The sequence below is a fragment of the Brevibacillus sp. SIMBA_040 genome (assembly GCF_046535075.1).
Taxonomy (GTDB): domain Bacteria; phylum Bacillota; class Bacilli; order Brevibacillales; family Brevibacillaceae; genus Brevibacillus.
On the sequence record NZ_JAWRXI010000021.1, the window covers coordinates 16,187 to 33,626 of the forward strand.

The 17,440-nt window shown below is 48.1% G+C and carries 14 protein-coding genes and 1 other RNA gene; 3 read left to right on the forward strand and 12 right to left on the reverse strand.

The window, feature by feature from the left end; translation table 11 throughout:
- Positions 1–31: 31 nt before the first annotated feature.
- The 5 genes from SB752_RS26530 to SB752_RS26550 all read right to left on the reverse strand — a co-directional run bounded on the left by SB752_RS26530 (position 32) and on the right by SB752_RS26550 (position 6,223).
- On the reverse strand, positions 32–1,594 hold the full coding sequence (locus tag SB752_RS26530; RefSeq protein ID WP_410718552.1) for a solute symporter family protein: 1,563 nt from the start codon (positions 1,592–1,594) through the stop codon (positions 32–34).
- A gap of 104 nt (positions 1,595–1,698) precedes the next feature.
- Positions 1,699–3,225, reverse strand: coding sequence for a solute symporter family protein (locus SB752_RS26535; RefSeq protein ID WP_410718475.1), 1,527 nt, complete (start codon positions 3,223–3,225; stop codon positions 1,699–1,701).
- Positions 3,225–3,572 carry a DUF485 domain-containing protein gene (locus SB752_RS26540; protein WP_410718476.1) on the reverse strand — a complete coding sequence of 116 codons (348 nt, stop codon included), beginning with the start codon at positions 3,570–3,572 and terminating at the stop codon, positions 3,225–3,227. Before SB752_RS26540 ends, SB752_RS26535 begins: the two co-directional genes overlap by 1 nt.
- A 171-nt stretch (positions 3,573–3,743) precedes the next feature.
- Positions 3,744–4,472 (reverse strand): LytR/AlgR family response regulator transcription factor, encoded by a 729-nt coding sequence (locus tag SB752_RS26545; protein ID WP_410718477.1) that lies wholly within the window; start codon positions 4,470–4,472, stop codon positions 3,744–3,746.
- Positions 4,472–6,223: a LytS/YhcK type 5TM receptor domain-containing protein gene (locus SB752_RS26550; RefSeq protein ID WP_410718478.1), complete on the reverse strand. Its 1,752-nt coding sequence runs from the start codon at positions 6,221–6,223 to the stop codon at positions 4,472–4,474. Before SB752_RS26550 ends, SB752_RS26545 begins: the two co-directional genes overlap by 1 nt.
- A 130-nt stretch (positions 6,224–6,353) precedes the next feature.
- Here SB752_RS26550 and asnB point away from each other — a divergent pair, with 130 nt between their 5' ends.
- Entirely contained in the window at positions 6,354–8,201 is a 1,848-nt protein-coding gene (gene asnB, locus SB752_RS26555) for an asparagine synthase (glutamine-hydrolyzing) (protein ID WP_410718553.1), read from the forward strand.
- A 26-nt stretch (positions 8,202–8,227) separates the two neighbouring features.
- On the opposite strand, the gene SB752_RS26560 is transcribed toward asnB, so the two are convergent.
- The 4 genes from SB752_RS26560 to rnpB form a co-directional block, all read right to left on the reverse strand.
- Positions 8,228–8,779 (reverse strand): DL-endopeptidase inhibitor IseA family protein, encoded by a 552-nt coding sequence (locus SB752_RS26560; protein WP_410718479.1) that lies wholly within the window; start codon positions 8,777–8,779, stop codon positions 8,228–8,230.
- Between the two features lie 92 nt (positions 8,780–8,871).
- Positions 8,872–10,902 (reverse strand): molybdopterin-containing oxidoreductase family protein, encoded by a 2,031-nt coding sequence (locus SB752_RS26565; protein WP_410718480.1) that lies wholly within the window; start codon positions 10,900–10,902, stop codon positions 8,872–8,874.
- A gap of 216 nt (positions 10,903–11,118) precedes the next feature.
- Entirely contained in the window at positions 11,119–13,464 is a 2,346-nt protein-coding gene (locus SB752_RS26570; protein WP_410718481.1) for an S-layer homology domain-containing protein, read from the reverse strand.
- Positions 13,465–13,701: 237 nt separating this feature from the next.
- An RNA gene (gene rnpB / locus SB752_RS26575) (RNase P RNA component class B) lies at positions 13,702–14,088 on the reverse strand.
- Positions 14,089–14,249: 161 nt separating this feature from the next.
- On the opposite strand from rnpB, the gene SB752_RS26580 reads away from it, so the two are divergent.
- Entirely contained in the window at positions 14,250–14,558 is a 309-nt protein-coding gene (locus tag SB752_RS26580) for a HesB/IscA family protein (RefSeq protein WP_410718482.1), read from the forward strand.
- Between the two features lie 15 nt (positions 14,559–14,573).
- Positions 14,574–15,107: a gamma carbonic anhydrase gene (locus SB752_RS26585; RefSeq protein ID WP_410718483.1), complete on the forward strand. Its 534-nt coding sequence runs from the start codon at positions 14,574–14,576 to the stop codon at positions 15,105–15,107.
- An 82-nt stretch (positions 15,108–15,189) separates the two neighbouring features.
- On the opposite strand, the gene SB752_RS26590 is transcribed toward SB752_RS26585, so the two are convergent.
- The 3 genes from SB752_RS26590 to SB752_RS26600 all read right to left on the reverse strand — a co-directional run bounded on the left by SB752_RS26590 (position 15,190) and on the right by SB752_RS26600 (position 17,366).
- The gene (locus SB752_RS26590; RefSeq protein ID WP_410718484.1) at positions 15,190–15,666 is read right to left on the reverse strand and encodes a GNAT family N-acetyltransferase; all 477 of its coding nucleotides are present in this window, start codon (positions 15,664–15,666) and stop codon (positions 15,190–15,192) included.
- Between the two features lie 104 nt (positions 15,667–15,770).
- Positions 15,771–16,085, reverse strand: coding sequence for a hypothetical protein (locus SB752_RS26595; RefSeq protein ID WP_410718485.1), 315 nt, complete (start codon positions 16,083–16,085; stop codon positions 15,771–15,773).
- Between the two features lie 600 nt (positions 16,086–16,685).
- Positions 16,686–17,366: a DUF1385 domain-containing protein gene (locus SB752_RS26600; RefSeq protein WP_410718486.1), complete on the reverse strand. Its 681-nt coding sequence runs from the start codon at positions 17,364–17,366 to the stop codon at positions 16,686–16,688.
- Between the last annotated feature and the right edge of the window lie 74 nt (positions 17,367–17,440).

Consider the following 17,440-nt stretch of genomic DNA (forward strand, 5'->3'; position numbering starts at 1 on the left):
TCTTACGTAGGGTGAAGCAGGAAGTGATTCTTTATGCACGATTTCGCTCTGCCTGCTTGCTCTGAGGAGGCTTTATCCCAGTCAATGCCTGGAACAGTACACGTTCATAATGCTCTTCTGCTCCTTGTGCTGGACGATCGAGAAGTGTCCCGATCACTGCCCCCAAAAAGCCAAAAGGTATGGAAACAAGACCGGGGTTTGCCAGTGGAAAAATGGGTTCCCTGAGAATCGGCCCATTATGTGGGTCCATCACGGTCGGACCTAGCATTACCAAAACCACGGATACGACCAGACCTGTCAATACGCCGCTAATCGCCCCTCGTAACGTGAAGCGTCGCCAATATAGCGTGAATAGTATCAGTGGCAAATTGGCTGAAGCCGCGACAGCAAAAGTGAGGCCAACGAGACTTGCCACATTCATTTTTTCTGCACTGATGGCCAGCCAAATCGAAATGACACCGACTGCCACTGAGGAAAACTTGGCGATCATGACCTGTTCCTTTTCGGAAGCCATTCCCCTGCGGATCAGATGGCTATATACATCATGGGCAAATGCAGACGAGGCAGACAGCACCAGCCCAGTGACCACCGCGAGAATCGTGGCGAAAGCAACCGCTGCTATGTAAGCCATCAAAAATTCTCCGCCCAAGGCATCTGCCAGTAGTGTTACCGTCAAATTTCCTCCGAAGCCAACACCCTTCAAAGCTTCATATCCCACGAAAGCACTTGCCCCAAAGCCCAAAAATACCGTCATCAAATAAAAAGCACCGATCACCCATGTCGCTGTATAAATCGAATAGCGCGTCGTCACCGCGTCCTTTACTGTAAAAAGGCGTGAAATAATATGGGGGAGTCCGGCTGTTCCCAAAATTAAAGCCAGATTGAGTGAGATGGTTTCTAGCGGATGATTAAGCTGATTGCCAGGTTGTAAAAACTGTTCCTTCAAAGGCGTAATCGTGCTGACGTGCATAAACATCTCCGAAAAATCCCAATGAAAGCGCGAAAAAACGATGAGACTGAGCACGAGTGTACCAGTCAGCAGCAGGATTGCCTTGATGATTTGCACCCATGAGGTGGCGACCATTCCCCCAAACACGACGTAAAAAGTCATCAAGCTGCCGACCAGCATCACCGCTGTATCGTACTCGATACCAAGTAAATAGTAGATCAGCGCACCTGCTCCAACCAGCTGTGCCAGCATGTAAAAAATCGTAATCAATAAAGTAGTTAAAGCCACAACACCACGCAGCCATGGGCTGTCAAATCGAACAGCGATAGCATCCGCCAGTGTATAGCGCCCCAGATTATGCAGCGGCTCGGCAACAAGAAACAAAATGATCAGGTAGGATACAAAGAAGCCGATCGCGTAGACAAACCCGTCGAAGCCGTAGACTGCGATTGTCCCGGCAATCCCTAAAAATGAAGCGGCACTCATATAGTCTCCAGCGATCGCTATCCCGTTTTGCAGCCCTGTCAAACGATTGCCCGCCGCATAAAAATCTCTGGTCGTGCCGGTTTGCTTGGCAGCAGAATACGTAATCGCCATCGTTCCAATAATGACGGCTAGGAAAAAAATGATCGTCGTCAAAGGCAGCACTTCCTCCTCACAGACAAACAGCTCTTTCTCTGTACAAAAAAGAAGCTGAGGGTTCGCCCCAGCCTCCATTCATTGGCATGCGTTTCCTAGTGATACTTGTTCTACGCCGATTCTTTCATTCCTGTATTCGCTTTCACCAAAATTTCATCGTACTTGGTGTCGTTGCGAGTGCTTGAGAGCATCGTCCCGATCCAAGCAGCCAAAAATCCGAGAGGGATAGAGACGATCCCTGGATTCGGCAGAGGGAAGAGCGCTTCACCGACCAATATCGCTTTACCTGCAACCGGATTCCAGACGTTCGGACTCAAGGCAACCAAAATCAAGGAGCTGAACAGTCCTACCAGCATACCGCTAACAGCACCTGTCGTATTAAATCGTCTCCAGAAAATCGTGAACAGGATTACTGGCAAATTGGCGCTCGCTGCAACCGCAAAAGCAAGAGCAACGAGGAATGCCACATTCAAGCTTTGTGCAAACAGTGCGAGCAAGATCGAAATAACCGATACACCTACCGATGCCCATTTTGCCATCTTCATTTGCTCTTTCTCTGTTGCCTTGCCGTGACGAATGACATGACCATAAAAGTCATGTGCAAACGCGGAGGCAGCTGTCAGCACCAAGCCTGCCACTACTGCCAAAATCGTAGCAAAAGCGACGGCTGATACAAAGGCAAACAAGAAGTTGCCGCCCAATGCTTGAGCCAGGAGTGGAGCCCCCAGATTGCCTGCTGCATCCATATTGTCCGCTCCCACAAACGCGGCTGCCCCAAACCCGAGGAAGACGGTCATCACATAAAACACGCCGATAATCCAAGTCGCATAGACGACTGATTTGCGCGCTGTTGTGGCATCTTTCACGGTGAAAAAGCGAATCAGAATGTGCGGCAAGCCTGCTGTCCCAAGAACAAGCGCCATATTGAGCGAGATCGTATCTAGCCCTACCTTGAACTTGTTACCCGGATTGAGGAACTGCTCCCCTAATGGTGTCGCGGTTTTCATTTGGGCAAACATATTCATCAGGTTGTAATCAAACTTGGCGAAGACCATCATAGAAATGATGAACGTACCTACCATCAATAATACCGCTTTGACAATTTGCACCCACGAGGTAGCCGTCATGCCGCCAAAAACGACGTACACAGTCATTAGTGCCCCTACGATCAATACAGAGGTCGTGTAATCAATCCCCAGGAGCAGCTTGATCAATGCCCCAGCACCCACTAACTGCGCAATCATGTAAAAAATGGAAATGGCAATCGAGTTGAGCGCCGCAACACCACGTACCTGCTTATTGTCAAAACGTGCTGCGATCATATCCGCCATCGTGTATTTACCGAGGTTGCGCAACGGCTCCGCCACTAGGTAAAGAACCACCAAATACGCTACCAAAAATCCGATGCTGTAAAAAAATCCGTCAAAGCCACTTAGTGCAATCATACCTGCAATTCCTAAAAAGGACGCTGCCGACATATAATCCCCGGCAATCGCCAGCCCGTTTTGCCAGCCCGTCAATCCCCCGCCAGCCGTGTAGAATTCACTGGTCGTATTCGTTTTTTTGGAAGCGTAATACGTAATAACCAACGTCAGTAGCACAATTCCCAAAAAGAGCAAAAATGCGGTTACATTCATTAGCCTCTGCCTCCTGTCTCCTGTTTGATCTTTTCAACGAGCTGATCAAACTGTTCCGCACGCTTGGTGTAGAGGATACAAAGCCCCCACGTCATGATGAATTGGGCAAAAGCGAAGACCCATGCCCACGTGATCGCTCCAAAGGCGGGCTGATTCAATACCGTGAAGTAGGAGGTCAGGATGGGAAGAGTAAAGTAAAATACGAAGAAAAAGATAGATGACGGCAAGATGAAAGCTCTTTTTTTCCTCAGAAGCTCCTTGAATGTTTCCGACTGGATGACCGCTGCATAGTAGTTGCTCGTTTTTTGCTGCCCATCGCCTTTGTGCGCTGAGGCCGACTTGCCCATTGGAATCTCCTCCTCTTCAACAAACATTTGTAAGCGCTTCCCTCATTGTAGAGAATTTGATCGTTCCATGGCGTTTTTGCGCGCAAGATGTCCAGAAGCGTGCGTCAAAAGCAGATACCTTATCACAATCTGCAGCAAATCCCGATGAAACCGAGTCGGTTATGATGCTCCCTATTGCTCCAAACGCTTTAACAAATCCTTTGCACTCGTACGCGAAACGGGAATCCGCAGCCGCCCATCACCTTTTACTGTCAGGTTGTATGCGCCGTTAAACCACGGCTCCAGCTCTTTGACGAATTGAAGATTAACCAGATAGCTTTTGTGCGTCCGAAAAAAGTCATAGCCATTCAGCTTTTCTGCTAACTGAGTCAGCGTCATTTTTGTCGTATACGTATCCGTCTGTGTGCTGATCTGGACAAAGCGCTCTTCGCGAACCGCATATACAATCGTGGCAGGATCAATCACGACGAGTCTGTTGTTTTCTTCGACCAATAGCTTGGAGCGCTTCGCGTGCACGGCTTCCGTCTTGTGCTGGACCAAGCGCTCGCGAATTCTTTGCAACGTTTCTGCTAATCTCCGCGGCTCTGTCGGCTTTAATAAATAATCGACAGCGCGAAGTCCGAATGCATTGACCGCAAACTCTTCGTACGCGGTACAGAAGACGATAAGTGGCTGCTGCTTGCGAGAAGTGAGCATTCTTGCGGCTTGGTCGCCTTCTAGCTCTGGCATTTTGATATCGAGAAAAACGACATCTGGCTGGTGCTCATCCACCATGTACAGGAGTTCCCGTCCATTCGTTGCATAAGGAAGCAGCTCAACATCCTGCTCCTGTTGCAACAGATAGATCAGTTCTTCACGAGCTAGTCGCTCATCTTCTGCGATCATGATACGAATCGGCATCAGGCACTCTCCTCTTTTTGAATCGGTATCGTAAATGTAATATGACAACCGCCCTCTGGCCTATTTCTGAAAACTAGCTTGGCTCCTGGCCCCATCAAGCTGACTAAACGAGAATTAACGTTATGTACACCAATACCGTTGCCATCCCCGCCTTTCATCGGGACGCTTCCTAAAATCGGCAGCAGCTCAGGTGGAATCCCTCTGCCATTGTCCTCCAGATCAAAAACAACCTGAGAATCTGTTTTCTTCACAGCCAGATTGATTTCGCCACCAGTAGGCGTGTTTTGCAAGCCGTGATGGATACTGTTTTCGATTAAGGGCTGCAAGGTTCCTGGCGGTATCATCGCGTCCTCTATCCCCTCGTCGACATGACAGTTGATCACAAGCTGCTCGGAAAAACGAATCCGCACAATTTCCAGATAGGAATTTACATGATCCAGCTCCTGCCTGACAGAGACAAGCGGACTTGATGTCAGCTTTAAATTAAGGCGCATGAACGTACCTAGCTGAATTGTCATATGACGGGCAAGCTGTGGATCAATACGAATCAACGTCACAATCGAATTTAGTGTGTTAAACAAAAAATGTGGATGAATTTGGGCTTGCAGCATGCGCAGCTCGGCATCCTTCATCAGCCCCTTCATTTTTTCGGTCAATGCCAATGTCATTTGATTGGCGATTAGATTACTAAGTCCTCGCGCCAAAGCCTCTTCTACCTTGCCAATCTGCTGAGGACGTCGAAAATAGAGCTTGATCAAGCCAATGACGCTTCCTCCCTCACGAATCGGGAGCAGAATGGCCGCTTGCAGCGTACAGTTTTTGTGCGCGCAGCCTATACTCTCTCTGCCATACCCTTTCTCAATTCCTCCGCTAAACATTGCTCGCCGCTCAAAATCACTCTGGACCTGGGCTCCAGGCAAATGATGATCGGCCCCAGCTCCTACGTGGGCGAGTAGCTGCTTGCGGTCCATAACTGCCACAGCTGCCGCTTTCACCTCGCGCTGGAGCAACAACGCTGCTGCTTGCGCCGTTTGTGGAGTGAGGCCCATTTGCAGATGGGGCTGAATTCTTTCTGCTATCTTAAAGGCTCGTTCTGCTTCCAATGCTGCCGATCGTTCCTCTTCCTGCAAGGCAACGCGGATCATCGTTGTAAAAATGGCGATGGATATGCTGTTCGTAAGGACCATCGGCACACCAATGATATTGACCATCGTCCGAACAAAATCAGGTGGTCCTGCCATGATCAACAACAGCGACATTTGAATAACAGGGGCAAACATGCCGATGAACAGCGCCTTCGATGGTGAAATGACACGCTCCTGTGAAAAGAATCGGGCTACGTATCCAGCCAAAAGTCCCGTAATCGGAACAGAAAGCCCGATAGGCACCGCACCGAATCCGCCCATCTGAAGGACGTGAAAACCTGCAATGATGCCCGCTCCCATGCCGACCAGCGGTCCACCCAGCAAGCCACCGATTACGACACCAACGAGCGTCGAGTTGGCAATAATTTCGTCTGTGCTTAGCTGAAAAATCCAGAAGGCCGGCAAATAGCCTGATTCCCCTACCACGACTCCCGCGTATGTACCCGCAATCCCGAACAGGCCAAACATGAGAGAAAAAGCAATCGAGGTTCCCATGTGCAATTCCCGGTCCAATAACTGACGAAACAAAGGAATTCGCGTCAAAATAAAAGCCAAGGTCAAAAGGATACCCATTCTCTCAATGAGTAAAAGTGTGAGATTGTCCACCGCATCCTCCAATATGTGTAAATCTTCTATAGATTCCGCTTTTTCTAGTCATTTCCCTGCTGGACAGACAATTCATCTGGGCTTTTTGCATACGCTGAGTGTGCAAAAGCTTCAGGGAAGGGTGATCATGATGTGTGGAATTGTCGGTTGGATTGATTGGGAAAAGGACCTTTCCCAGGAGCTGCCTGTTATTCAGAAAATGACTCAATGCCTGACAAAACGCGGTCCAGACGCAGAGGGCTTTTGGCTGAGTTCCCGCGTGGCATTCGGCCATCGCCGTTTAGTCGTGGTCGACCCCAGCGGTGGACTGCAGCCTATGACCGCATGCAAAAGCGAGCATGCCTGCACGATGATTTACAATGGTGAATTGTACAATACCGAGGATTTGCGCCAAGAGCTGATTGCCGCAGGCCATACCTTTCAATCACATTCGGATACAGAGGTGCTCTTGCATAGCTATTTGGAGTGGGGTCACGACTGCCTGACCAGGTTAAACGGCATTTTTGCTTTTGCCATCTGGGATGAGCGCGAGCAAAGACTGTTTGTTGGACGTGACCGCATGGGGGTAAAGCCACTCTTTTACGCGCAGCGTGGCAGTTCGTTTCTGCTCGCCTCCGAGTTAAAATCTTTGCTTGCCCATCCTGATGTAAAGCCAGTCCTCTCTCGTGAGGGGCTTGCTGAGGTATTCGGAATCAGTCCTGCGCGCACTCCCGGTCATGGCGTTTTCCACGATGTCCATGAGCTTCGGCCCGGTTGCTTCCTGACAGTAACCCGCGATGGTGTACGTCAAAAACGCTACTGGCAGCTAGAGAGCCGTCCTCACACTGATGATGTGCTGCAAACCGCCATGCGCGTCAAGGAATTGGTAACTGACTCCATCCAGCGTCAGCTCGTAGCGGACGTTTCCGTCTCTACCCTATTGTCCGGGGGACTTGACTCAAGCATCATCACCGCTGTCGCAGCCGATACGTTCAAGCGTGAGGGGCGCGGCACACTTCACAGCTATTCGATCGATTATGTAGACAATGCACGCCACTTTAAATCGAGCGCCTTTCAACCAAATGAAGATGCTCCCTACGTACAGCTTGTCTCCGAATTTTTGGGTACCCAGCATCATACGATTGAGTTCGATACCGAGGCAGTCGTCGATGCCTTGAAAATCGCTACGATTGCCCGCGATCTACCAGGAATGGCCGATGTAGATGCTTCCCTGTATTTATTTTGTCGCGAAATCAAAAAGGAGACGACAGTCGTCCTCTCAGGTGAGTGCGCCGATGAAGTGTTTGGAGGCTACCCTTGGTTTCACCGCGAGGATCTGCTGCATGCAGGTACGTTTCCATGGTCCAGGGCTACCAAAGAACGTGCTTCTTGGTTATCCCCCGAGCTTCGAGACTGGGTGAAGCCAGAAGAGTATGTGGCGATGCGCTATGAGGAAACATTGAATGAGGTGCCGCAGCTTCCAGGAGAAAATCCGCTGGAGGCACGTCGCCGGGAAATGTTTTATCTCAATATTACCTGGTTTATGAATACACTGTTAGACCGCAAAGACAGGATGAGCATGGCAGCCAGTCTGGAAGCTCGGGTCCCCTTTTGCGATCATCGCATCGTAGAGTACGTCTGGAATATCCCATGGAGTATGAAAAATTACGGAAATCGGGAAAAAGGCATATTGCGCAAGGCAATGGAAGGAACATTGCCAGACGAAGTACTCTACCGCAAAAAAAGTCCTTATCCCAAGACACATAACCCAGCATACACAGAAGCAGTGCGCGTCTGGCTCCTAGACATCTTGAATGACCCTGCCTCGCCGTTGCTGCAATTGGTTGATGTAAAAACGATCCGAAAAATTGCAGAATCAGATGCACAAGCTTCCAGCATTCCTTTCTTCGGCCAATTGATGAGTACCCCGCAGTTGTTTGCGTTTCTAGGACAATTGGATTACTGGCTCCGCGAATACCGCGTTTCGATTATGACCTAACGTAAGAAAACTCCTCGACCCCATAATCATGGGGTTTTGAGGAGCTTTTTCTTGCCTCTGGGCTTTGCTTGCGGCGCGGCCTTTGGATTGATAAACGGTTTTGGCACGGCAGCCACTGGTCTTGCTGGACGATATCTTTGATCAAGCTGTCTTCCAGAACGCTTCATGATGGTAAAGGAAGTGGCATTTCCTGTTTTGATCAGTCGGTAATCCACAGTGATTTTCTTGCCTTTTCCGATCAAAATCGCCTGGACGACCCGCTGATTGGGAAGGCTCGCTCTTACTTGTACAGATTGTACAGTGGTAGGAAAAGGTGGGATGACACCATATGGAACACACAGCTTTCCCTTCAAAGAGCGCAGCTGAAGATTTCTGATCATTGCTTCCGTTAATTGCTTTCCCCAATATCGCCGAAAAATCCGGGAGATCTTGCGTTTCGAATTGTACTTTTCGGGTAACGGTGTGTAATCTACTCCATTCACCGTGTAGACAGTCTTACCCATCGGCGAGGATGCAATTTGCGTCCACACATGCTCAGCCGAGCTAATGAACTGCTTGAACATACGCAACTCATCCAAGAAATTTCACCTCCTCCATAAACCGTATGGAAAAGGGCTTATGCTAGTACGCCCGTTTGTCCTTTTTCAGCAGAAAAGGCGCTGGACAGGCGTTAGCGCTTTTCAACATCCACCCGACCTGAAAAGAATGTAGCTCCACCGCCCATATCTGCAATCCGATCCGGAGTCAGTGCGTTCACAAAATGCTGTGGTGAATCTGCCCATAGCCCCTGACTTACTACTACACCTGGGAGCACATTTTCCCCAACGGATACAACAAGCTCGCATTCCCCGCGGTCATTCCACACACGAACCGTGTCGCCCTCTGCAATCCCTATTTTTGACGCATCACTACTATTCATGTGCAGACGAGTGCTCTTCTCCAGCTTGATGTGCTTCTCATTGTTGGAGAAGGTAGAATTTAAAAAGTTATGATTCGGTCCGGGAACAAATAAGTAAGGAAACGGTCCATCATCAGGCAGCGGAACGTAGGTCGGCAAAGGAGGATATCCTCTGTCTGCCATAAGCTGTGAATACAATTCGATTTTTCCGCTTGGCGTTGCCATTTTCCCTTCAAAATAACCGGCAACAGCTGCTTTCATGAAATTGTTTTCGACGAGCGCTTCAAAGGTGATGCCTTCCATATGCGGATTCTGGTTCTCATGGAGTGCTTGCCGAATAATTTGTTCATCGGTATCCTGGAATTCCTGCTCGTCGTAGCCCATGGCTTGTGCCAACAAGCGGAATACTTCTGTATTGGACTTGCTTTCGTAATACGGCTCCATGACTGGTTGCTGTAATTGAATGTAATGGTGCCAATATGATGTGTAAAAATCCATATTTTCATAGGAGGAGGTCGCAGGCAGGACGATATCTGCATAGCGGGCTGTCTCCGTCAAAAACAAATCGTGGACGACTGTAAATAAGTCTTCTCTGGCTAACCCTTCTCTTACTTTGTTTCCTTCAGGCGCAACAAGGGCGGGATTGCTCGTATAAACAAACAGGGAGCGAACAGGTGGCTCCGCTTCAAGCAGCGCTTTTCCGAGTTCATTCATATTGATTAATCTGGTCTGTTTGTTTTTGAGGAGGTCGGGACGCTGTACAGCTTGCTTGTTGTGCTCCAAGAAGCCTTTATTCCCTTTGATTGCCCCTCCGCCTTTCACCAGCCACTGACCTGTTAGCGCCGGCAGACAGGCGATTGTACGGACGCACATGCCGCCGTTGTCATGATGCTGAATGCCGTTTCCGATACGGATAAAAGAAGGTGACGTCTCGCCATACATCCTTGCCAAGCGATAGATGCTTTCGACTGGTACACCTGTAATTGCGGATACAGTAGCAGGATCATACTGTGCGACATGCTCGCGAAGCTGCTCGTGACCGACGGTGTATTGCTGTAAAAAGGCTTCGTCTACCAAATTTTCTGCGAATAAAATATGCATCATTCCGAGAGCAAGTGCACTGTCTGTACCGGGGAGAATCGGGATGAACCAGTCTGCCCAGCGACCTGTCTGATTTTTATGCACGTCAATCACGACGATTTTGGCGCCGTTTTTACGGGCTTGCTCTGCCAGTACCACCTGATGCATATTTGTACTGACGGTGTTGATTCCCCACATGAGGAAGAGCTTGGAGTGGATCGTGTCTTCTGGATCGGTACCAAACGCACCGCCCATCGTATAATTGTAGCCTACTCCGCCTGCACTGTTGCATATCGTCCGATCCAACTGGCTGGCGCCCATGCGATAAAAGAAGCGGCGATCCATGCCCTCCACGTTAATCCTGCCCATATTCCCGTAAAAGCTGTAGGGCAATATACTGGTCGGTCCCTCTGTTTCAATCAGCTCACGCCAGCGTGTGGTGATCGTTTCGATAGCTTCCTCCCAGCTAATTCTGGCAAACTGACCGCTGCCTTTGGGTCCAACTCGTTTTAACGGATAAGAGAGGCGCTTTTCATCATAAATACGCGCTGTCATGTTTCTGACCTTATTGCAAATATTTCCTTTGGTTACCGGATGAGTTGGATCTCCCTCGATTTTTACAATTTTGCCGTCCTGCTTATGCAAGAGCAGGCCGCACTGATCAGGACAATCGAGCGAACAAACGCCAGGAAATACGCCATCCTTTTGTGTGGTAAAATTCACGACAAGTCCCTCTTTCGCAATTAGGTTCACCATGCTTTTTACTATTTCCGTGTATACAAATTGAAAAACAGAGAATTCTTTCTTTCTTCTTACATTTTATCATGAATGTTACGACATTTCTCTTACTTCCGTCTTAATTTCCACTGTATGACAAAGAAGCGATCACTCTCAACTATTCGTCGCAGAGTGATCGCCTCTTATGATGGTGAACTTTACTTATCGTTTCAGGACAACGATGACGTACACCTGACCAGCATCGTTTACCCACAAATCAACTTTATCCGTCGATTTGATATTGTCCAGACTCATGTTAGAGCCATCGTAATATTTTGCTTTCGCATCCTTTGTAAGCTTGAGGCTTGTAGAATCATCCGCGTAGTATACATAATTGTCGCCATTCACACGGGATTCGATACCGATGAATTTTTCCGCCTCTTTTGTTTTCTTCCCTTGGACAGAAGCAGCGAGGACCTCTCCGTCACGATCAAGGGTCAGTGTCACGTATTCAAACTGATCTACGTCTTCTACTGCATCCTCATGGCTCACCTTGTAAGTCTTGCCATCGACTTCTACTTTTGCCGAAATGACACTGCCGTTTTCATGGCGAACCTCTACTGAATCGACCAAGCCGCTGATTTTTTTCGCTGTGCCAGATACCGCTTTAACTTTTCCAGCGTTATTTAATACGAGCGTATACTCTTTATCATTTGTTGCTGCATCGCTGTCAATCGATACGCCTGATGCCAGTTCGTACACTTTACCGTTCACTGTAATTTTATTGCCTGATTTCTTTGTAACATAACCTTTTACCGTTTGCTTCTCAAGCGTCAGCTCCACAATATCATTGGTTCCGACGTTGTATTTCCAGGTGATGATGCGATAATCATTGAGCTGATCTTGTTTGATCGAGGTAGAAGAGACGCTACTTCCATCAATCGTCAGCTTGGCAGTAGTCAGCAGATCGTAGGTTTTGCCGTCTACTTTAATGGTTGCAAGCTTGGCAGGAGTGCCCGCTTGATAGCCAGTTGTGCCAGAAATCAGCTTGTTGCTCGCTGCCCCGACACCTTGCTCAACCTTAATCAGGTTGCCATCTTCATCAAATGTCAGAATCGCTACCTTGTTGTTCGACAACTCATCCAGTTCGTCTACTCTTTTTTCATCGACGTACAGCTTGGTATCGCGCAATACGTCATAGTCGACCTTGTCGATCGTAATCAGATTATCATCAGTATCAACAGTAATCGTGCCTGTAGCAGAGAGCTTTGTATACACGATGTTTGTTACTTTTCCATCTACGTTCAAGGTCAGCTCCACAAGGTCGCCTTTTTCCAGATCGCTGTAGTCAGCCGCTGTCTCTTTGGCCTTTGGATGTGCTTTTCCTTTTACTGTAGCTTTAGAATCCAATACATACGTGGTTCCGTCTAGCTTGATTTCTTTTTTCGCATTGGAGCCGGTAACGGTCGAAACTTTCTCTACGATTCCCGACGTTGTATTTTTGTTGAAGCTAATCGATTCAATGATGCCGTTCTTACCAACTACGGCAACAAACTTTTGGCCAATTTGGGAGCGCGACACGCTTACTCCGTCCTCTACTTCGAGGATGACTTCTTTATTGCCTACGATTGCTTTAAATTTGTTTTCATCCCCAACGGCTGTAGTGAAATTCAGCCCTGTCTTCACGATGCCTTCGATGATTTCATCTTCAGTCGTCGCCACGGTCAGGAAATTCGCCTTGCCATTTTTCACGATGTACTCAACACGAGCTCCTACGACAATCGTGCCGTATACTTGGGCAGAGTCCGAGATCGTCACGTCGTCTTTTTCACCGATCAATCTGAACTTCTTGTTTGTTTTATCGTAGGAAGCGACTGTTCCTTTGATGACCGGGAGCTTTTGAATGGTTCCTTTGGCATTGCCGTTCTTGTCATAATAAGCGCCATTGGCGTACACGGGAGTTTCCATAAAACGATCTGTATACTTTGCAACCACATCTCGTTTTGCCGCTGTTATTGGAGACTCATCGTTACCATAAATCCCTACTTTGTCCGCTTCCAGCAAATAAGGGAAGTACCACTCGCCAGCTGTCGACGTATTTACATTGATCTTCAGTCCTTGGACGAGAACAGTCAGTGCCTCTGAAACTTTTACATTATTTTCTGGCTTGAAGGTCCCGTCTGGATAGCCTTTGATGATGCCTTGGGAAACGGCAAGGTTTATGTAGCCAGTCGCCCAGTGATTAGATGGCAAGTCTTTGAATGCCGTCTTGCCTTGCATGACTTTTGCCTGTTCATCTGTGTAGCCCATCGCCAAAACCGCAATCTTGGCAAATTCCGCCCGTGTCACTTCTCTATCCGGTCTGAAGGTACCGTCCGTGTACCCTTTTAGGACACCTGCATAATTCAGTTTCAAAATGGCATCCTTGTTCGCATTTTTAGCAATATCGGATAGTGGTAGCGACGTCGCGGCCATTCCTGTATTCGGTATGACCAAAAGTCCCGCCAATATCGCACCTGTTAGTATTTTTTTCAAATCCTTGGCAGATCGTGCCCTAAAGTTCTGCAAAAGAATCCCTCCACCATGTTTGTATTTACATCCGCTGACGCTCGCCAATCTATGCTCCTTTTGATCAAATGTCAGAAGTGCAAGTCGTAGAACTACTTTTTTTGCCGAGCGCTCTATTTGACGTGAGCATGCTTAAGAATGTTGCACCCATTTTTTCCGGGAACTTCTTCCAGCAGAAAGCAAACGCAAAAAAACCGCCTGAAAATCAGACGGTTTTACTTTCGTTCCAGCAGGAAATGCTATAAGCCAGGTTCTGTCTCTCCCGTGCTTCAAGCGGGATATACTCCCTCGCACCAAGAGCGGTAGCCATCTATCTATGGCATCCAAGGATGCCATCCGCCCCTCTGTTTGATTCCTTTGGGACGGTTCCCCTACCTAATTTGGGTTTCTCGCTCGCAGGGTTTACCGCGTTCCATCTTTTCTGTCGCCAGAAAAGCTACGTTTCTGTGGCACTTTCAGCGTACTCGGGCCTCAGAGAGAGCCCTTTCCACGCCGTCAGCTAGACAAGCTAGCTGCCCTGGCTTGCACCAGGTACGAACACTCCAAGCATCTCAGCCTGGGCGAGCCTGGACTTTCCTCTACCGTCAATCGTCGAAACGACCACGGCAGCGACTACCCACATTTCCTGCGTATCGGGATCAGTAATACATACTCTATCACATGGGTGTACGTCGGTCAACACATGGACATTGGGAAAGCAGCCATATTCTAACAACCTCATTGCTTCCCCTTCGTTCATTTGCCGAACTTGTAGTACAATAAAGAGGCTACGAGGAGGGTTGACCGTGATAACCATTACGCCGCATGCAGCCACACGACTGGCTCTGATGATTGCGGAGGAAAGCGATGCAGACGCGTTAGGGATTAAGCTTGTCCCTACAACTACTGGGTGTGGCAGCTACACCTACAGTATTGCGATCACAGAAAAACAGCCTGGCGATCTGGTCCAGGAAATGCATGGCATTCGCATTTTTTATCAAGAAGTGGATGTGGAAAAAATAACGGGAACCGTGATTGATTGTGACGTGAAATCTGGCCGTTTTTCGATCACACACCCTCGTCCGCTGCAAACGGATTGCCCGCATACCCACTAACTAGGAGGATTTTTTATGCTTCTGCTTACGTTTGAGGATCATAAACCACGCATTCATCCATCTGTTTTTCTTGCCAAAGGCTCTGTCGTTTCAGGTGACGTAGAAATTGGCGAGGATTCTTCTATTTGGTACAACACAGTGATCCGTGGAGATATTGCTCCCACCGTCATCGGAAAACGGGTCAGTGTACAAGACAACAGCACCCTGCACCAAAGCCCAAACAATCCACTTATCCTCGAAGACGAGGTTACGGTTGGTCATAATGCGATTTTACATAGCTGCATCGTACGTCGAGGCGCACTGATTGGTATGGGCGCCATCATCATGGACAGAGCGGAAATTGGCGAGGACGCCATGGTTGCTGCTGGGGCACTGGTCCCACCTGGTATGCAGGTGCCACCACGCTCTCTCGTCGTCGGTAACCCGGCAAAGGTAAAACGCGAGCTGACCGAAGCCGATTTTAAAGAGCTGATTCGGATTCGCCAATCCTACGTGGATAAAGGAAAAATGTATCGCATGCTGGAGGAAAGTCCGCTGGAGCGAGTATAACCTTATTTCTCGAAAAAAAGATAAGAACTAAAACGCGCAATCGGTTTTCGTTCTTATCTTTTTCGTTTGGAAACATGACCGATCAAATCGCCAGAGAGAGGATCAGCTGTTCACCGATGGGTCCCATTCGTCGCTTGCCTGTATCTGAAAAACCAGTCTGGACATACAGCTTTTGGGCCGGGATATTTTTATGATTTACAGCAAGCACAATCTCATTACAGGTCGGAAATTCAGCCTTCACAAATTCACGTAGGAAAAGCATGCCCCGTTTTGCATAGCCCTTGCCTTGTTCGGCGTGATTAATTGAAAACGAGGTTAACAGCATCGCTTGCGGATTTTCCGAATACTCTTTTACCCGGTCGGTTGCGTGCAACAAGAAGAATCCTACAGGCTTCTCATCGCCCATGATCACAATCCGGTGCTGCCCTGCTGTTACCTCCATGGCTTTTTGGGGAAGGGATGTGAACTGCTCTTGCTCCTCAGGGAGCTCAAACATTTGTAGTGCAGCCTCATGATGATTTGCAAAATGCATTAATGTTACGTTAAAAGCATGATCCATCGGCCAAATGACTCCTTGTTTTTTGTTCATCATAACACAAGAACATACATTCGTCATTTATGTTTTTCCGAGCAGCTGTTCCGCTCAAGTGGGGCTGAATTGGCTCAGCTCTCTGCCAGTTGTTCAAAATACGCTGCCGGATCGTTACTATCGTTTTCGATAAAAACTCTCGCCCAGTGCCGAAACATGCTCACATACATTTCATCATCCAGCAAACCGTTTTCGTTCAAGCTTTCTGCATGGGAGAGCTCGGCTAAGCTTCCTTCTTTTTGCACAGTATTTTTTCCGACATCAATTAGGACCGTCATCACGACCCTTTCCTCGAACAGTACCCTCGCTGTCACGAGCTTTTTCACTAAATCTACGTGCGGGTAATCCGTTTTAATTCCAGTTGGCCGAAACTCGGTATAACCCCTCACATGCACACCCCTTATGAGAAAATCTGACAACGCCATGTCCTTTACACTATCGTCGCTGCAAAAAAAGCCGCTTTAGCAGCAGCTTTAGTAGCTTATTTGGAAATTTGCAAGAAATGCTCTGCGCCTTGGAGAAACCGAAAGGACGTCGGCTTGAGACTCGCTCTGCACCCCAGCTGCTCCATCCTGTCTATCAGAGACTCCATATGAGGATATGGCCGCTGATCTAAGCCAACTGTCGGATATAGGCGAATTTGCCCACCTGGCGCGCACACCCTGACGAGCTCTGTCAAAGCATTTAGATGAAATGGTTGATCGAACTGCTGATGGTATAAAAATAAGAAGTGACTCCCTATCACCAACGAAAATGTATCATTTGCAAAAGGCAAGTCAGGCAATAAACCCGAGACATATTTCTCCTTTGATACATCGGCGCGAAAAGCTTGTATAAAATGCTCAAGTGAAGCTTTCCTGTTTTGTTGGTGTTTGTCCAAAGTACCGTAATAATCCCACTGAATGGTAGACGCAATACGTACCAGCTTTTCTGTCGACTCGACCCTTCAAGCTCTTCTGTGTGGTCGAGCATGTAAAAAGAAAAACAGATTAAGCTGCCTGTTTCCGGTCCACTTCACGTATATGCTCAAACAAAATGTATGAGCGAATTGCTGTCTCCAGATGGATGCGATCAGGCTCTTTGGTTGTGAAGTATTTTTGAAAGAAGCCGGAGAGCCTGTAAATAAAACCACAGTATTTACGCAACACTCGGTCTCCAAACATTCCTGCTAACAGTCCGATGACTCCGCAAGCTATACTGTATTCCAGAGGCAAAAAGAAAGCCGAAAGTACAAAGCCAGTGAAAAACCAGACCACCAAATTCGTTGAGCACCCGTCATTTACGATGTTTGCCCGCGCAATTTCATTTAGTTCGGTGAGGGACTTTTTCCCATGGTAGCTAAATACCTTGTGCTCTGCTCCGTGAAATTTTTTCATCATGCGCGGAAAAACAAAGTGAAAGCCGCCGAAATAGACCGCAACCCACAGTGGACTTACGATTTCCCAAGCCGGATTTACGAATGTCGCTACGACATAACCGGCAAGCATCAAGTGAAAGAGCTGGTAATACCACGGAAAGGAAAAAAAGATACGGTACCACAGCTTGCCAATCGTCCGAATCGTGATTTTTTCCGCCCACAAATGAATGACGCCATCTCTCACTTCGGCACAAGCCAGCACATTGCGATCATGAAAAAGCACCCCGCGTCCAAAAGACATTCCCATAATCATCTCGTTAGCTATTCTCCTTCCGCTCTAATGTCGTTATAATAGGTTGGTTGAATGTACGCAGTATGAAGGAGGTT